The organism is Asticcacaulis solisilvae (assembly GCF_017875235.1).
Classification (GTDB): domain Bacteria; phylum Pseudomonadota; class Alphaproteobacteria; order Caulobacterales; family Caulobacteraceae; genus Asticcacaulis; species Asticcacaulis solisilvae_A.
The window spans coordinates 100,018-117,112 of the sequence record NZ_JAGGMI010000011.1; the positions used below are offsets into that span (position 1 = coordinate 100,018).

The 17,095-nt window shown below is 62.8% G+C and carries 17 protein-coding genes; 14 read left to right on the top strand and 3 right to left on the bottom strand.

What is annotated here, in order from left to right; genetic code table 11:
* Position 1 precedes the first annotated feature (1 nt).
* Positions 2 to 1,129, bottom strand: a complete 1,128-nt coding sequence (locus tag J2X24_RS17185; protein ID WP_209724354.1) for a serine hydrolase domain-containing protein — start codon at positions 1,127 to 1,129, stop codon at positions 2 to 4.
* Between the two features lie 137 nt (positions 1,130 to 1,266).
* Between J2X24_RS17185 and J2X24_RS17190 the strand changes: the two genes are divergently transcribed.
* The 10 genes from J2X24_RS17190 (at position 1,267) to J2X24_RS17235 (ending at position 9,892) form a co-directional block, all read left to right on the top strand.
* Complete coding sequence (locus tag J2X24_RS17190; RefSeq protein WP_209724356.1) at positions 1,267 to 2,505, top strand: Hsp70 family protein; 1,239 nt, start codon at positions 1,267 to 1,269, stop codon at positions 2,503 to 2,505.
* Between the two features lie 128 nt (positions 2,506 to 2,633).
* Entirely contained in the window at positions 2,634 to 2,921 is a 288-nt protein-coding gene (locus J2X24_RS17195; RefSeq protein ID WP_209724358.1) for a YerC/YecD family TrpR-related protein, read from the top strand.
* 3 nt (positions 2,922 to 2,924) lie between these two features.
* Positions 2,925 to 3,806, top strand: a complete 882-nt coding sequence (hisG, locus tag J2X24_RS17200; protein WP_209724361.1) for an ATP phosphoribosyltransferase — start codon at positions 2,925 to 2,927, stop codon at positions 3,804 to 3,806.
* Positions 3,807 to 5,111 carry a histidinol dehydrogenase gene (gene hisD / locus J2X24_RS17205; RefSeq protein ID WP_209724363.1) on the top strand — a complete coding sequence of 435 codons (1,305 nt, stop codon included), beginning with the start codon at positions 3,807 to 3,809 and terminating at the stop codon, positions 5,109 to 5,111. It abuts the gene before it with no gap.
* Between the two features lie 3 nt (positions 5,112 to 5,114).
* On the top strand, positions 5,115 to 6,599 hold the full coding sequence (gene hisB / locus J2X24_RS17210) for an imidazoleglycerol-phosphate dehydratase HisB (RefSeq protein WP_209724365.1): 1,485 nt from the start codon (positions 5,115 to 5,117) through the stop codon (positions 6,597 to 6,599).
* Positions 6,596 to 7,183, top strand: coding sequence for an imidazole glycerol phosphate synthase subunit HisH (hisH, locus tag J2X24_RS17215; RefSeq protein ID WP_209724367.1), 588 nt, complete (start codon positions 6,596 to 6,598; stop codon positions 7,181 to 7,183). The genes hisB and hisH overlap by 4 nt, the downstream gene beginning before the upstream one ends.
* Positions 7,180 to 7,911 (top strand): 1-(5-phosphoribosyl)-5-[(5-phosphoribosylamino)methylideneamino]imidazole-4-carboxamide isomerase, encoded by a 732-nt coding sequence (hisA, locus tag J2X24_RS17220; protein WP_209724369.1) that lies wholly within the window; start codon positions 7,180 to 7,182, stop codon positions 7,909 to 7,911. Before hisH ends, hisA begins: the two co-directional genes overlap by 4 nt.
* Positions 7,901 to 8,668, top strand: a complete 768-nt coding sequence (hisF, locus tag J2X24_RS17225; protein ID WP_209724371.1) for an imidazole glycerol phosphate synthase subunit HisF — start codon at positions 7,901 to 7,903, stop codon at positions 8,666 to 8,668. The genes hisA and hisF overlap by 11 nt, the downstream gene beginning before the upstream one ends.
* 6 nt (positions 8,669 to 8,674) lie before the next feature.
* Positions 8,675 to 9,319: a bifunctional phosphoribosyl-AMP cyclohydrolase/phosphoribosyl-ATP diphosphatase HisIE gene (hisIE, locus tag J2X24_RS17230; RefSeq protein ID WP_209724373.1), complete on the top strand. Its 645-nt coding sequence runs from the start codon at positions 8,675 to 8,677 to the stop codon at positions 9,317 to 9,319.
* 57 nt (positions 9,320 to 9,376) lie between these two features.
* Complete coding sequence (locus J2X24_RS17235) at positions 9,377 to 9,892, top strand: DUF805 domain-containing protein (RefSeq protein ID WP_209724375.1); 516 nt, start codon at positions 9,377 to 9,379, stop codon at positions 9,890 to 9,892.
* On the opposite strand, the gene J2X24_RS17240 is transcribed toward J2X24_RS17235, so the two are convergent.
* Positions 9,889 to 10,896, bottom strand: coding sequence for a cupin-like domain-containing protein (locus tag J2X24_RS17240; RefSeq protein WP_209724377.1), 1,008 nt, complete (start codon positions 10,894 to 10,896; stop codon positions 9,889 to 9,891). The genes J2X24_RS17235 and J2X24_RS17240 overlap by 4 nt on opposite strands.
* Before the next feature lie 96 nt (positions 10,897 to 10,992).
* On the opposite strand from J2X24_RS17240, the gene J2X24_RS17245 reads away from it, so the two are divergent.
* The 4 genes from J2X24_RS17245 to dgcA all read left to right on the top strand — a co-directional run bounded on the left by J2X24_RS17245 (position 10,993) and on the right by dgcA (position 15,882).
* On the top strand, positions 10,993 to 11,514 hold the full coding sequence (locus J2X24_RS17245; RefSeq protein ID WP_209724379.1) for a DUF805 domain-containing protein: 522 nt from the start codon (positions 10,993 to 10,995) through the stop codon (positions 11,512 to 11,514).
* 111 nt (positions 11,515 to 11,625) lie between these two features.
* On the top strand, positions 11,626 to 11,796 hold the full coding sequence (locus J2X24_RS17250) for a hypothetical protein (RefSeq protein ID WP_209724381.1): 171 nt from the start codon (positions 11,626 to 11,628) through the stop codon (positions 11,794 to 11,796).
* A gap of 298 nt (positions 11,797 to 12,094) precedes the next feature.
* Complete coding sequence (locus tag J2X24_RS22815) at positions 12,095 to 14,731, top strand: tipN (RefSeq protein ID WP_281064972.1); 2,637 nt, start codon at positions 12,095 to 12,097, stop codon at positions 14,729 to 14,731.
* A 173-nt stretch (positions 14,732 to 14,904) separates the two neighbouring features.
* Positions 14,905 to 15,882, top strand: coding sequence for an N-acetyl-D-Glu racemase DgcA (dgcA, locus tag J2X24_RS17260; RefSeq protein WP_209724385.1), 978 nt, complete (start codon positions 14,905 to 14,907; stop codon positions 15,880 to 15,882).
* Here dgcA and J2X24_RS17265 read toward each other — a convergent pair.
* The gene (locus J2X24_RS17265) at positions 15,871 to 17,094 is read right to left on the bottom strand and encodes an MFS transporter (RefSeq protein WP_209724387.1); all 1,224 of its coding nucleotides are present in this window, start codon (positions 17,092 to 17,094) and stop codon (positions 15,871 to 15,873) included. The genes dgcA and J2X24_RS17265 overlap by 12 nt on opposite strands.
* Between the last annotated feature and the right edge of the window lies 1 nt (position 17,095).

Consider the following 17,095-nt stretch of genomic DNA (forward strand, 5'->3'; position numbering starts at 1 on the left):
TCTACTGCGTCTTCAACGCCGCGTGGACCGACAGGGCCAGAGTCTGAAGCTGGCTCTGAGTGTCGAAACAGGCGTCATTGGCCAACAGGACGTAGCCGCGTTTGGCGTCCGGGAACAGGATGGTCGCGCTTGACATGCCGAAGACACCGCCGCTCTGCCACAGCTTGCGTTCGCCGTCTTCGGTCGTGATCACCTGCCACATCAAGGTTTCACCGTAGGTCTTTTCATCGCCGTGAATGACGGTGTGCGCAGTCCGCACCACCGGGTTGGCCTCATCCAGATGCCAGGCGGCGTATTTCATCATGTCTGACGTGCTGGAAATCAGCCCTCCCGCCGCGCCGAGGTTTGGCAGGACATAGGGAGCGGGCTTGCCGGTGGGACCATAGCCCAACGCCCTGCGGCCCTTGTTTTTCCGGGATACCGTCAGGCCGGTGTCGTCCATGCCCAGCGGCTTGAAAACCTGGTCTTCGAGAAGCGCGGAATAACTCTTGCCGTAGGCGTCTTCGAGACCGAAGCCGACCAGCTTGATGCCGATATTGGAATAGCTCATCGTCTGGCCTGGCTCGGTGACCAGGCGCGCATCACGCAGTTCCTTCAGGTAACGGTCGCGGTCGTAAACCTTTTCGCGTGCCTGTAATTGATAGGGCAGTTTTTCGAAGTCCGGATTTTTGAACAGGTCCTCGCTATTGGGAATATCACGCGGCATCCCGGCCGTATGAGCCGCCAGGGTGCGCAGGGTGATCGGCTTGCCGTTCATCTCCAGATTGGGATAGGCGTCTTTCAGGTAGGTCCTGAAATCGCCGTCCAGCGTCATCTTACCGTCGAGCAGAGCCCTCGCCGCCAGCGTGCCGGTAAAGGTCTTGGTGACCGAGCCAATCTCGAACAGGCTGTCTTTGGTGGGGAGAGCGGGTTTGACCTTGGATGTCGTGCCATAGTTGTAGAAACTGACCTTGCCCTGGTTGTAGACGCCAATGGCCAATCCGACATGGCAGGTGTCGGCGAAGAAAGTCTCCGACGCCGCCTGCACCGCATTGTCTAAAGCGGAAGCCTGCGGGTTATCCGTTGGCAATGCAGCCATGGCGGACGGGGCTGCGAACGCAAGCAAAAAGCTGATGGTGAAAATGCGCATAATGCCCTCCCGTGAAATAACGACGCTATGAAGCGATTGCAGCGCTTTTGTGACCACCAATTTCAAACATTTCCTATCGCTTTTCGGCGGCGACAACGCTAAACACCGCGCCCCTTTCCTGTCTCGTGTTGCAAGCCATGTCCCGACCCTATTGCGGTATCGATTTCGGTACGTCCAATTCCGCTGTTTGCGTGGGAGAAGGCGAGAACGTGCAATTGGTGCCGATCGAAGGCGACTCCGTCACCCTGCCGTCGGCGCTGTTCTTCAATTTCGAGACGGGTGAGACGCGCTTTGGGCGTCAAGCCGTTGCCGAATATCTCGACCATTACGACGGCCGCCTGATGCGCGCCCTGAAGTCGATCCTGGGCTCCAGCTTGATCGGCGAAACGACCCAGGTCGGTAATCGCCGCAAGGATTTCCGCGCCATCATCGGCATGTATATCGCCGAACTTAAAGACCGCGCCGAACGCTTTACTGGTCACAGTATAGATCAGGTCGTGCTGGGACGGCCGGTGCGCTTTGTCGATAATGACGATGTCGCCGATGCCCGCGCCGAGGCCGAACTGCGCGGCATTGCCGAGGCGCAGGGCTTCCGGGACATCGCCTTCGAATACGAGCCTTTGGCCGCCGCGCGCGATTACCAGTTACGCCTTACCGGCGCCGAAACCGTTCTGGTCACCGATATCGGCGGCGGCACTTCGGATTTCTCCGTGCTAAGACTGGCGCCCGGCAGCTCCGATATCCTGGCCAATGGCGGCGTCCATATCGGCGGCACCGACTTCGATACCCGCCTCAGCCTCGCCACGCTGATGCGCGATCTCGGCTATCGCAGCCAGCTGAAGGGCGGGCTGGAAATGCCCGGCCTCTACTATCACCAGCTTTCGACCTGGCACCTGATCAACTTCCTCTATACGCAAAAGACGATGCTGGGCGTCCGGCAACTGCACCATCAGGCGGTAGACCGGTCGATGACCGAGCGCCTGATGAAGGTGCTGGAAAACCATTCTGGCCATGAGATCGCCAACAAGGTCGAACTGGCCAAGATCGCCCTGTCGGATGCCGAGATGACCACGGTCGATCTCAATGCCGTCGACAAGGGCTGGACGCATATCATTGGCCGAGCCGCGCTTCTGGGCGCCACCTACAATGACGTCGAAAAGGTCGTGAACGCCGCGACCGACACCGTCACTGCCCGCGCCGGCTTGACGCCTGAAGCGATCGAGACCCTGTTCATGACGGGCGGCTCGACCGCCCTGCCCGGCTTCGAAGCGGCCATGCGCGCCGCCTTCCCCAATGCCCGCGTCCATTACGGCGACCGCTTCTCCAGCGTCGCCAGTGGGCTTGGTCTGGCCGCAAAGCAAAGATTCGGAAAGTGATTTTTGCTTTGTCGCAACCGATCTAACGAAAACCGCTGCACACTTTTTCGGACATTGCTTTGAAAACCGCTTGCAAAGCCACCCTCACATCTGTATCAGCACGCTAACACACTAACACGTTGATACAGATGCGCGACAATGCCGAAGACAGAGATGCGGTGGCGAAAGCCATACTGATGCTCAAGGACGTCGGGGAGGTGCGCGCCTTTCTCGATGACCTGTGCACGCCGGCCGAACTGCGCGCCTTTGCCGAGCGGTTCAAGGTGGCGCGGCTGCTCGACGAAGGCCAGCTCAGCTATCGCGAAATCTCCGAGCGAACCGGCGCTTCGACCACGACCGTGACGCGCGTCGCCAGGTTCCTGCGCGAAATGCCACATCAAGGATACCGGCTGGTGCTGGACCGAATGAAAGACTGAGAAATGAGTGAACCGAGACTCCGTATTGCCGTTCAGAAGTCGGGCCGCCTGGCCGATCGCTCGCTGGAGCTGATCTCGGGCGCGGGCCTGCGCGTCCTGAAGGGCGCCAACGAACTGCTGTACCGCATCGAAAACCAGCCGATCGAGCTGCTGCGCGTACGCGACGACGACATCCCGACCTTCGTGTCCGACAATGTCGCCGAACTGGGCATAGTCGGCCTGAACGTGTTGAGCGAACACTTCCCGGACAGCGATGTCGAATCGATGATCGTCATGCGTCTGGGCTTCGGTTCGTGCACGCTGAAGATCGCCGTGCCGAACGACGCCGTCTATGACGGCCCGCAAAGCCTGGAAGGCAAGCGGATCGCCACCTCCTACCCGAACATCCTCGGCAAGTGGCTGAAGGCGAACAGCGTCTCGGCCGAAATCATCGAAATGCGCGGCGCCGTCGAAGTCGCTCCGCGCATGAAGATCGCCCACGCCATCTGCGATCTGGTCTCGACCGGCGCGACGCTGGAAGCCAACGGCATGCGCGCCACCGACCTGGTGCTCAAGTCCGAAGCCGTCCTGATCAAGGCGCCGCACGCCCCACCGCCCGAGTTGGAACATACGTATGACATGGTGTTGCGCCGCTTTGACGGCGTGGTCGCATCGACCGGCGCCAAGTACGTCATGCTCAATGCTCCCAAGGCGCATCTCGATGAGATCATCAAGATGATCCCCGGTGCCGACGCCCCGACCATCATGCAACTGGCCGGGCGCGACGATACCGTGGCCGTCCACGCCGTCTGCCAGGAAAATGTTTTCTGGGACACGCTCGACAAGCTGAAAACCGCCGGCGCATCGGCCATATTGGTGCTGCCGATCGAAAAAATGATGAAGTAGATGAAGACGTTTGTCTGGAAAGACCTGACCTCAACGGAACGCAAGGCGAGCCTTAGCCGCCCCGAAAACCGCCGCGATCCGCGCGTGCTGGAACGCGTGCGGGAGATCTTCGATGACGTCGAAGCGCGCGGCTTTGCCGGCCTGACAGACTGGGCCGTAAAGCTGGATGGCCATGCGCCCGACGCCGTGCGCCTAGATGCTAAGACGGTCGATGCCGCCCGCGCGCAACTGACGTCGGAAGATCTGGCCGCCATGGAACTGGCGGTCGAGAATGTCCGCGCCTTCCAGCAGGCCGAACTGCCGGGCGACGGGCCGCTGATCGCGCCCAAGCCGGGCCTGAGCCTTCAACGCGTTTATCGTCCGATTGCGACGGCCGGACTTTATGCGCCGGGCGGCCTGGCACCGCTGTTTTCGACCCTGATCATGACCGCTGTGCCGGCGCTTGTCGCCGGTGTGCCCAACCGCATCTGCATTACCCCGCCAGCGAAGGACGGCTCAATCCACCCTATGATGATTGCAGCGGGCGCGGCTTCCGGCCTCGATGCCGTCTGGCGCGTCGGTGGCGCACATGGCATTGCCGCCATGGCGCTGGGTGTCCTCGAAGGCCTGCCGGCTGCCGACAAGATCTTTGGCCCGGGCAACAAGTACGTTGCCGAAGCCAAGCGTTACGCCACCGAACGCGTGTCGGGCCTAGCCATCGACATGCCCGCGGGTCCGTCGGAACTGCTGGTCATCGCCGACGACACGGCCAATGTGAAACTGGTCGCCGCCGACCTGCTCAGCCAGGCCGAACACGACGCCGACGCGCAGGTCATTCTCGTTGCCCTGTCGACCGATATCGCCGCGCGCATCGCCGATGAAGTCGCCGCCCAGGTCGAACGCCTGCCACGCGCCGCGATCGCCAAGGCGTCGCTCGATCAGGCCCGCCTGTTTATCGTCTCGTCACTGGCTGAAGCCGCCGAGGTCTCCAACCTCTACGGCCCGGAACACCTGGCTATCCAAGTCGCGGACGTCGACGCCATCATCCCGCAACTGACGGCCGCTGGCACCATCTTCGCCGGCACCTATGCGGCGGAAACCTTTGGCGACTATGCCGCAGGCCCCAGCCACGTCCTGCCGACCGATGGTGCTGCCCGCGCCTGGGACGGCATCACCGTCCGTTCCTATCTCACCAGCTTTGTCGTCCAGAAAGCCACCCGCGAAGGTGCCGCAGCGATCGCGCCTGCCGCAGCGCGCTTAGCGAGGCTGGAAGGACTGGAAGCCCACGCCCTGGCGGCCGATTTCCGCCTGAACGCTGAGTTATAACCCATGTTCAACTCACCCTTTGCCTCACTGTCCTCTTCCGGCTCCGGCCTCGAATCGCTGCCGCCGTCGCTTGAACCTCTGCGTGAGCGCATGTCCGCCTTCTACGGCGTCGAAGCCCATCAACTGATGGTGACGCGTGGCGCGTCGCACGCCATGGAGGTGCTGATGCGCCGCCTGCGCACGCACGGTCATGAGTTCATCTGGGCGCCGGCCGACCATTATCTCGAAGACCTGGGCGCCGTTTACAATCTGACTGTGCGCACGCCGCCGGCGTCCGGCACCATTGCGAAGGGCGCGGGCTTCTATCTGGTCCACAACCCGCAACAGACGGACGGCAAGGCGTGGGACCTGGTCAAGGCGCGCACCCTGGCGGTCGATATCTTCCCTTCGATCCTGGTCATTGACGAGAGCTATTTCGACGCGTCGAGCGCCGCCAGCATGGTCGAACTTGCCGTGTCGGAACCCAATGTCGTCGTGCTGAAGAGCCTGTCCTACCTGTTCGGCATGGCCGGCGCCCGCGTCGGCGCGTTGATCGCCAACACCAAGACCTTGCAGGGTTTGCTGAAGTTCTGCGAGCCTCATCCGATCCCGACCCTGTCGGTGCGCGCCGCCGAAGCGGCCCTGTCGCCATCGCGGTCCTTAAGCGTCCAGGCGCGGATCGACCTGATCCGCGCGGAGCAGGCGCGTCTGCGTGATGCCCTGGCGCGCTCGCCGCAACTGGACAGCTTCGATCTCAACGACGGGCCGTTCATGCTGCTGAGGCCGGTCAACCTGCTGAAGACCCAGACGGCGCTGAAAAAGCTTGGTCTGTCGACGCAGAATACGGCCAACGGCCTGCTGCTGGCTTTGGGCGATAAGGCCACCAACAACCGCATCCTAAAGGCGCTGGATGTGCTGATGGATGGTCCCGCGCCGCGCACCGGCGAAATCATGCGCGACACCAAAGAGACCAAGATTTCGGTCCTGGTCAATCTCGACGAGCCCAAGCCCGTCAAGGTTCATACCGGCGTTGGCTTCTTCGACCACATGCTCGACCAGGTGGCGACCCATGGCGGCTTCTCGCTGCAGCTGGCCTGTGAAGGGGATCTGGAAATCGATGCGCATCATACGGTTGAGGACTGCATGCTCGCGTTTGGACAGGCGTTGAAACAGGCATTGGGCGACAGGGTCGGCATGGCGCGCTTCGGCTTTGTCCTGCCGATGGATGAGACCGAGGCCAAGGTGTCGGTCGATCTCGGCGGCCGGCCGTTCTGCGTCTTCAAGGGCGACTTTCAATCGACGCACATCGGTGACTACCAGACCGAAATGACCTCGCACGCCTTCCGCTCGCTGTCGGAAACGCTGGGCGCCTCAATCCATGTCGAGGTCGAAGGCGGCAACGACCATCACAAGACCGAGGCCTGCTTCAAGGCCTTGGGCCGAGCGCTGCGTCAGGCAACGCGTATCGAAGGCGATGCCCTGCCGTCTACCAAGGGAATGCTGGCGTGATCACCGTTATTGAACTCGGCTGCGCCAATACCGCTTCCGTCCTGTTCGCGCTCGATCGCCTGGGCGCTGAAGCCAAGCTATCGTCGGATCAGGCCGAAATCGCCGGCGCGAAAAAGGTTGTCCTGCCAGGGGTTGGCGCTGCCGGCTTTGCCATGTCGCGCATCCACGAACTGGGCCTGTTCGACACCATTCGCGGCCTGACCGTGCCCTTGCTGGGCGTCTGTCTTGGCCAGCAATTGCTGTTCGACGGCTCGGACGAAGGCGATGTCGAGTGCCTGGGCCTCATCCCCGGCCGCGTCACCAAGATGGAAGCCAGTAACGACATGGTCGTGCCGCACATGGGCTGGAACCAGCTTGAGGTCACCAAGGCCGATCCGCTGACCGCCGGGATCAAGGACGGCGACTTCGCCTATTTCGTCCACTCCTACGTCTGTCCGGTCAATGACTGGACGCTCGCCACCTCGACCTACGGCGCACCTTTCGCCGCCATGGTCCGCAAGGACAATGTCTGGGGCTGCCAGTTCCACCCGGAACGCTCCCAGTCGGTCGGCGCCAACATCCTGAAGAATTTTGTAGAGCTATGATCCTTTATCCTGCCATCGACCTGATCAACGGTGAATGTGTCCGCCTGGCGCAAGGGCGTTTCGACGCCGTGACGCGTTACGATTCCGATCCGTTCAAGCGCCTCAACATGTTCAATGAAGAGTTCGCCAAGTGGGTTCACATCGTTGACCTCGACGGCGCCAAAGCCGGATCTCCGCAGCAGCACGAACTGATCGGCCGCCTGGCCAAGGCATCGCGCGCCAAAATCCAGACCGGCGGTGGTGTGCGTACGCGCGAACACGTTCAAACCTTGCTGGATGAAGGTGTGTCGGCGGTCGTCGTTGGCTCGGCGGCGGTCAAGAATCCCGAAGAAGTGCGCGGCTGGCTGCGCGATTTCGGCAAGGACCGGATAACGCTGGCGCTCGACGTCCTGCCGACCGAAGACGGTGACTTTGACGCCGCCCTGCACGGCTGGACCGAGGGCTCGGGTATCTCGCTGTGGAGCGTGCTCGACCAGTATCCCGCCAATGTCGCCCAGCGCATTCTGGTCACCGACGTGTCGCGCGACGGCATGCTGATGGGCCCGAACATGGACCTGATGAAGGCGCTGCGCAAAGCCCGTCCGGACCTGGAAATCCAGGCGTCGGGCGGCGTGCGCTCGGTCGAAGACCTTTATGATCTCAAGGCTTTGGGCGTGCACGGCGCCATCGTCGGCAAGGCAATTTACGAAGGTCTCATTGATCTCAAGGCTGCCCTCAATGTTGGCTAGACGCATCATCCCCTGCCTCGACGTCAAGGACGGCAAGGTCGTCAAGGGCGTCCAATTCGTTGGTCACGAAGTCCTGGGCGATGCCGTCGACATGGCGCTGCGTTACCGCGACGAAGGCGCCGACGAGCTGGTGCTTTACGACATAACGGCGTCTTCGGAAGGCCGTACAGTCGACTACAACTGGGTGCGCGACATCGCCCGTGCGCTCGACATCCCCTTCTGCGTTGCCGGCGGCATCCGCTCGGCGGAACAGGCGGTCAAGTGCCTCGACTCGGGCGCCGACAAGGTGTCGATCAACTCGCCGGCGCTGGAACGGCCCGACCTGATCAACGAACTGGCCGAAATGGCCGGTTCGCAATGCGTCGTCGTCGGCATCGACAGCCGCGAGATGGACAACGACTACTACGTCCACCAGTACAGCGGCGATCCGGACAAGATCCGCCAGGCCGGCCGTCGCACCCTCGATTGGGTCGTCGAAGCCCAAAGCCGAGGCGCCGGTGAAATCGTGCTCAACTGCATGAACCAGGACGGCGTGCGCAAAGGCTACGACATCGTCCAGTTGCGTAAGGTTCGCGATTTGTTGAACATCCCGCTGGTGGCATCCGGTGGCGCCGGCGCGCCCGAGCACTTCCGCGACGTCTTCGACCAGGCCGACGTCTCCGGCGCCCTGGCCGCCAGCGTCTTTCACAAGAAGATCATCGCCATCCCCGATCTCAAGCAGCAATTGCGCGGAGACGGCATCGCCGTCAGACTGTAAAGCACCATGCCAGACGCCCACATACTGCCCGATCCACTGACGATCGCCGATATCGCCAAAATCGACTTCGCCAAGGAAGGCGGGCTGGTGCCTGCCGTCGTCCAGCACGCCGATACGCTGCAAGTGCTGATGCTCGGCTACATGAACGCCGAGGCGCTGACGCAGACGCTGAACAGCGGCCTTGTGACGTTTTTCTCGCGCTCGAAGTCGCGTTTGTGGACCAAGGGCGAGACCTCGGGCGATACGCTCCAACTCGACCGCATCCTGACCGATTGCGACGAAGACGCGCTTTTGGTTTACGCCCGCCCGCAAGGCCCGACCTGCCACACCAAGACGACCTCGTGTTTCGGCCACGAAGACGCGCCCGGCATCGGTTTCCTGGGCCATCTGGCCGCGATCGTGAAGGATCGCGCCGCCGCCGATCCGGCCGACAGCTATACGGCGCGCCTGATGCACAAGGGCATCGCCAAGATCGCGCAGAAGGTCGGAGAAGAAGGCCTGGAGACGGCACTGGCAGGCCGCGCCGGTGATCTCGACGAACTGCACAACGAGGCTGCCGACCTGCTTTATCACCTGTCGGTGCTGCTAATGGCGCGCGACACGTCGCTAGAGGCCGTGCTCGACGTTTTGCGCGAACGCCACAAGGGCTGATTTACAATAACGGCATTATGTGCTCTCCTGCCTGTTCGGCGAATGCAGGGGGCACGGATGCGTCGGGGCTATTTATCATTAGGGATCAAGGACATTTTCAATCCGAAAGGTCGGATTGATCGGCTGACCTATTTCATATACGGCGCGATTCTCGGCATTATAAGCGTCGTTATCCAAGGGCCGCTCCTGGCATTTTCGGCCATATTAGGCGACACTGCCCAGAGCTATATCAATGAGTATCCCGCCATCTATCTCACGCTGGTGGTCTTGCCCTTGCTTTATGGCCAGTTCTGCATCTACGCCAAACGCCTCCACGACTTGAACCTGCCAGCTCTCCTCGCAGTGCCGTTATTTGGCGAGACCATTTTCTACGTCGTCTTCAGCTTTGTTCCTCCGCTGGAAGAATTCAATCTTCAGCCGGAAATACTGGCCACGATCGGAATGGGCCTGGGTGGCGCCATCCTCATCGCGCACCTTCTGCTGCTGTTCGTTCCAGGCACGCGCGGCCCCAATAAATACGGCAGCAATAATCTCGGCGACCCGCTGCCCAAGCCTAAAATCCTCGAAGGCTAATCCTCCGAAAGATTCTTGCCGATCTGCTTGCGAAAGGCTGCGCGCTGCTCAGGCGTCAGTTCGCCCTGGAAACCGCGGACCTCAGCCGGCAGGTGTTCCCCCACCGGATCGCTCTGGTGAAAGACGAAGTGGTCGAACATGGCCTTCCACGCCCGGTTCTGTTGCGCCGGCAGATCGCGCAATGACAGCATGGCGTGGAACAGGGCCTGGATGGGTACGCCCATCTCCTGAGGGGCATAGTTCCACCAGTAATTGATCTGGACGTTAAGATCGTCGTCCGAGACGACGTGGTGCCACCACATGTACGGCACGAACAGAACATCGCCGGGCTCCAGCTCGGCTACGGTCGCCGTCTTCAAGGCCTCGGCGAAGCGCGGATGCTTTTCGAAATCAGGGTTTTCCAGATTGGCCATGGCCGTCGGCACGCCCGACACCGTCGCCTCGAACGGCCCCATATAGAGGTTCGGCAACTGCTCGGGCGGAAACAGCACGAAGCGCTTGGAGCCCGCCACCATGCAGGCCAGATTGTCGTAAAGGTCAAAATGGATCTGCGTCGTCGAGCGATTGCCGATCCAGATACGCGGTTCGGCGGCAATGCCCGGCAAGGCGTTTTCAGTCTTAACCGCCGGCAGATAATCGCTGAGCGGCGCCGATTGGACGTAGATGCGTTCGGCCCCGGCCTGGCCGGAAAGACCAAGCAACCGGTCGAGGGTCATGCGCAGTGGCACATGGGCACGGGCGAAGTTGAAGCTCTTTGCGTCTTCGCCGTAGAAGTACTTGCCGTCGCCGCCTGGCGCCTGACGGAAGGTCTCCGGCGGCTTGCCATTGTCGCGCGCCTTCAGATAGTCGATGAGCGCACCATTGCCGGAAAGCGCTGCCTGAACGATCGGCCAGTCGCGCACCAGCCCCTTGAAAATCATGGGCCTGTCCCGCCCTTTAATAGCGGCGGACAGGCCGGCGGGGACGACATCACTGCAGGATTCGACAGACGGAAACGGGTGCATCGCCAAGGCATAACGCAGCCCCTGCCCGGCAACAACCGTTTACAGCCGGAGCGGTTTGGGCTTAGACTTGGTTAACGGGGTTATGGGAACACGGATATGCTGAAGCTGGGATGGGACACCAGGGGCCGTCTGAGCCGCCAGGATTATCGCGCCGCGCAGACCAAGATCGGCGTAAGCTCGCTGATCGCCATCATTCTTGGCGCCGGCGTCGTGCTGGGTTTTACCAAACAGAACACCTATGTGTCACTGGCCGTCGTGGCGGTCGTTATTGCCGGTATCCTCTATCTGCAATATCGCGACGCACAGCTGGCCATCCGCCGGCTGCACGACCGCAACCTGCCGGGCTGGCTTTTGTGGCCGATCATGCTGTTCACGCTGTTCGTCATCGGCACCGCCAGCACGGTCCTGATGGGTGCTCTTTACGAAGGCGGACTGATGCGCTTTTTGTGGAACCTGTGGGAACTCACCCAGCCGCTCGTCGGACTGGCCTTCAGCCTGGGCGGTTACGGCATTCTGGCGGCGGTGGCCATGGTCTGCTACAGCCTGTTCATCCAGTACAACCTCAACGCCAATTCCACGCCCGGCCCGAACCGCTACGATTCCGCGCCCGCCGAGTGACCGAATTGCCGCAGGGTTAACGCGTCATCATGCCTATGTGACGGTTTTGTTTGCGCGGCATCCCCGCCTGCGTCATAAGCCTTTCAGGGCAATTAACGGGCAGACGTGCGAATGGCTTCGCTTATCGACATGATCACGGCGTTTATCGCGCTTCTGGTGTCGGCGGCCTTCCTGCATTTCGGTGGCGACAAGGATGCGATTGCCGCCGAGCCCGAGCCCGTGCCGGCCGAACAGCCGGCGAATCACTCCGCCACCTCCTCGTCCGATCAGGGCGACGCCTGATTCGCACGCGTCGATGCGGGATAGCCTGGTGGTCACGGCCGTTAATTTGTCCGTGAAAGGACAGGATTCGCCGCGGCGGAACGCGGGATTCTGACAAATTCCTTTGCCTTCAACATGAGTTAGAGATAGCTTTCGCCTCATGGGAGAACCTGTCGGGGCGATGCCGGAGATGTGTATTCCGGCTGAGGCGGCGGGGTTGCAGGACTGTTAGATGAAATCGAGACGCCCCCCTTTGAACACCTCCGGTACCCGCACAAGATCGCGCCTGGAATCCGGGATAAACCGTTCAGAGACCGACATGGATACCAGCGCGGATGCCGACCTGGATGCCTCCGCTGACGACCTGCTCGAAGCGCCCCTGGACGCGCCCCTCAACGCGCCCCTGAATGCAGCTAATCCAACGCCTGTGGATACGGAAGCCACGGCCGATCTCGACATCCCGCACGCCGCGCCCGCCATGGATTTCTCGCCCCCTCCGCCGCCGGACACGCCTCCGGCGCGTTTCACTGCCCGTGACGCGACCGCCCAGGATGAACCCAAGGCGGGCTTGCGCCGCGACCTGACGCCGCGCGTGGAAACCGAAGGCGTGCTGAAGGCCACCGGCGCGTCGCCCATGCTGTTCTGGGGCACCACGGGTTTCATCAGCCTGTTGTGGGCATGTGGTCTGGCCGCCTTCATGGTTGGCGCCCAGAACAATAGCGGCGCCTTTACCGTCGAACCATTCCGTATGATCGTGATCGCTTTCCTGGCGGTCTTCCCGGTCGGGCTGATCTTCGCCTCGGCCTTTGCGCTGCGCAACGCCGCCGCCTTGTCGCGCCAATCCGCCCGTGCCGCCGCCCTGGCCGATTCGATGCTGGCGCCGGCAACTTCGGCGGCCATGCAGACGCACGAACTGGTCGATCAGTTGCGCACCCAGGTCGATCACGCTGTCCGCGCCGTTCGCCTGGCGCACGCCGACATTACCGAACTTCAGGCCAAGCTGAAGAGCGAGACCGACCGGCTGCACGACGCCGCCAACATCGCCCGCGCCACCACCATGAGCGTCACCCGCGCCATGGAGCAGGAACGCGAGGCCGTGGCACGCATGAGTGAGCAGCTGGCGCAGCAGGCCAACGGCATTATCGAGGCCGTCGACCGTCAGGCGCGCATGGTCGCCGATGCCTCCGACCTGGCGCAGACGCAACTCCGCGAAGCCGAAGCGACCCTGGCCGTTCGCGCTACGGACATGATGACGGCGGCCAACGACGTATCGACCAATGCCCGCCTGATCAGCGAAGATCTGGACCGCCAGACCCAGCGCCTGGAAACGGCGGGTTCGGGTGTCGCAGGCCAGATCCGTTCGGTCGAGGAAGGCCTGTCGCAGCAACGCGCCGGCCTGGTTGCCGCCGCCCTTTCCTTGCGCGCCGACCAGGAAGACTTCGCCGTCCATATCGAAAATCAGCGCGCACAGCTGACCGAGGCCCTGGCCATCACCCGCGTGGCGACCGTCGATCTCGGCGAGACCTCGGCGCGCGGCGTAGACGTCCTGCGCGACATCGTCCAGTCGGCCCAGGAACAGTTCCGCGCCGTGCTGGGCGTGGCGGAGAATGAGCGCACCTCGTTCGAGACGCGCATCCACGCAACGCTTTCCAACATCTCGGTCATGGCCGCCGATGCACGCGACGACCTGATCAATGAGACGCGCCGTTCTCTCGAGCAATTGACGACCGCCGCCGGCGAGGCCAAGAAGGCCGCCGACACGGCCGCGCAGGTCGCTCAGGGCCGCGTCGACCGCCTCAACGAGTCGATCTTCGAAGCCTCGAAGAAGGCCGACGAAGTCTTCGACTCGCGCTTTGCCGCCGCGCGCCGCCTGATCGAGGACTCGGCCGAACTGATCAACCAGGCGGGCGACCAGACCGCCGAGCGGCTCGACAACAGTTTCGCCCATACCCGCCAGACGATCGCCGAGGTCAATGAGGCGCTCAACGAGCTAACGCACAGCGCCGACCAGTTGCCGCTGATGGCCCAGGACCGCCTGCACGAGATTCGCAGCGCCGTCGAGGAAGGTCTGGCGGCCATGACGGCGGCGGCACGCAAGGCCGCGCTCGAGACCGAGGCCGTCGACAGCGCCTTCCAGGATCGCGTACGCCGCAACTACGACATGCTGACCGAAGCCGTGCGCCTGATGGGCGTCATTTCCGGCGACCAGCCCCTCTCCTCCGCCCATCTGTCGGCGCCGACACCGCCGCCGGTAACGCGCGATCCGCGTACGCCACCCCCGCCGATGTCGCGCGCCGCGCCGCAGCCCCCCCAGGCCATGCCGCGTCCGACCCCGACGCCCCAGCCGGCACGGGAACAATCGCGGTTGCGCCTGACACCGCTTCCGGCCGAAACGCGTCCGGCGCCGCAGCCCCAGCGCCAGTCGCCCCAGGGCCAAAAGCCGCAGGGAACCCGCGCCAACGAATCGAATGGCTGGTCGTGGCGCGACCTTCTGAACGGCATGGACAGCAACGGCAATCCGGCACGCGATCCCTTGGAGATCCCGGCGGACACGGGCGCACGTTCGGCGCCTCAGGCGCCAGTCGATGCCGATTTCGATGACGATCTCGATGAGGTCATGGTCGGCGAGGTCAGCGCCATGGGTGTCGACGCCGCCTCGCTCCTCAGCCGTACGCGCATCGACGAGATGATCACTTCGATCATGGCCGAGAATAACGAAGGCGCGCGCAACCTTGTCCGCCGCATCGCCCCGGCCGCGGTCCGCCGCCTGAACCGGCGCCTGATGTCCGATCCGGTCCTGCGCCAGCATGCCTCGGAGTTCGTCACTGCCTACGACCAGCAGGTCAATATCGCCCTGATGTCGAAGGACGCCTCGCGCGGGCTGCAGGAAGTGCTCGGCAATGACAAGGGTCGCGCCTATCTGCTGATCGACGCGGCGATTGCCGACATCATTTGATCCAACATTGCGCCTTTCCTTCCCCGTTTACGGGGAAGGTGGCATTTGCGGAGCAAATGACGGAAGGGGGAAACTGTAGGATAGACAATCACCGGTGTCTGTGGCCCTCCCCTCCACCGCTTCGCGGTCCCCCCTCCCCGTAAACAGGGAGGGAAGTAAATCGAGCCCTCCCCATGCAACTCACCCTTCGCGCTGAAACCTTTCCAATAGCGGGCACCTTCACCATTGCGCGCGGATCAAAGACCGAGGCCCACGTCGTCTATGTCGAGGTCGAAGACGGCGGTCATGTCGGCCGCGGGGAAAGCGTGCCCTATGCGCGCTACGGCGAAAGCATCGAGGCATCGCTGGCCGAGCTGGAAGCCGTGCGCGGTCAGGTCGAGGCCGGGATCACGATCGAACAGCTGCAAAGCCTGATGAAACCGGGCGCGGCGCGCAATGCGCTCGATTGCGCACTGTGGGATCTGCGCGCCAAGCAAAGCGGCGTTCCCGCCTGGAAAACCGCCGGACTGAAGCGGCTCGATCCGCTGAAGACGGCCTATACGCTCAGCCTCGCCGCGCCCGAAGCCATGGGCGCACAGGCCGCCGAAAACGCTCGCCGGCCCCTTCTCAAGCTCAAGATCGGTGGCGCCAACGACCTCGACCGCGTCGAGGCCGTGCGCGCCCACGCGCCCAATGCCCGGCTGATCGTTGATGGCAATGAAGGCCTGAGCTTCGACGACCTTGTCCGCATTGCGCCCGACCTGGCCAGGCTCGGCGTCAAGCTGATCGAGCAGCCGCTGAAGGTCAGCGAAGACGAACAGTTGCTGGGCTTCGACAGCCCGGTGCCGCTGTGCGCCGACGAAAGCCTGCACGATCGGTCCGAGCTTGAGCGGTGCGCGCGGCTCTATGCCTGCGTCAATATCAAGCTCGACAAGACCGGCGGGCTGACCGAAGCCCTGGCGCTGAAGGCCGAAGCGAAGGCGGCAGGATTAGAGATCATGGTCGGCTGCATGGTCGCAACCTCGCTCAGCATGGCGCCTGCCATGCTGGTGGCGCAGGGCGCGGACTTCGTCGACCTCGACGGGCCGCTGCTCTTGGCGCGCGACCGCGACCATGGACTGGAGGTGACCGGCTCGATCCTGCATCCGCCGGCGCCGGCACTATGGGGTTAGGCGCAGACGCAGCCGATAGAGCCTGACCGCGCATAGGAGGCCGATCGTTGCCAACCCGGCCATCAGCCCATAGCCACGCAGGCCGAAGTGGGCAAAGGCAACGCCCGAGGCCAGCGTTCCCAGCCCCATCATCACCCCGTTGGAATAGGCGGCGTTGATCGTCTGGGCCAGCCCTTCATAGCCCTTGGGCGTCAGGCGGTAGACCAGTTCCAGCCCCGCCATGTAGGTGGCGGCGAAGCTGAAGACATGCAGCAATTGCGACGCCGCCAGCAGCCACAGCGGCGCGTCCCACATCATGAGGCACCAGCGGAAGACCGTTACGGCCGCCGCCAGCAGGATCATCCGCCATGGTCCCATGAAGCGGCGGAAGCGTTCCCCCAGCATCATGTAGGCGATTTCGCCGATCACACCGATGGCCCAGAGATAGCCGCACCAGACCGGCGACAGGCCGGCCTCCTTCCAGATCAGCGTCGAGAAGGCGTAGTAGAAGCTGTGCGAGGCCTGAAGACAGGCAATGGCCATGAACAGCCACGCCAGGCCCGGCGTCGCCAGCAGAACCTTAAGGCGCTCGAAGCCTGAACCCTGCGTTTCCGGCGTCATGTGGCCGCGGTCCTGGCGCGGTTCCGGCGGCAGGACGACCCGGCCGAGCATTGCCATCAGGCCGACAGCGCAAACGACCCAGAACAGGATGACGTCGGGCGGCAGGACCAGCAGAAGCCAACCCATGATGACGTCGGCGACGATAAAGGCGAATGATCCGACCGAACGCGGTATGGCATAGGTGAAACCGTGGCTGCGCGACAGTTGCAGGGTCATCGAATCAAGCATCGGGCTGATACTGGTCGAACAGGTATAGGCGCAGGCATAGAGGATCAGGAACGCCGCGAAGCGCCACGGCCCATAAACGTCGCTTAAGCCCATCAGACCGTAGAACAGGCAGGCCGCCGCCGCCAGCCAGACCATCGGTGTACGGTAGAGCGTAAAGCGGTCGGCCCACAGGCCACTCAAGGGACCGCTCAAGGACCGAAGCAACAGGGGCACGGCCAGGATAACGCCGATCTGCTGGGCCGTAATGCCCTGGTCGCGCAACCACACCGGCATGTACGGCAGGTTGGCGCCGGTCATCGAAAACAGCAGCACATAGAAGCCGGCCTGGCGAACAGGTGTCGTCAGTAACGGGTTTGGCGGATTGGGGGTTGTGGCGGCGGCCATT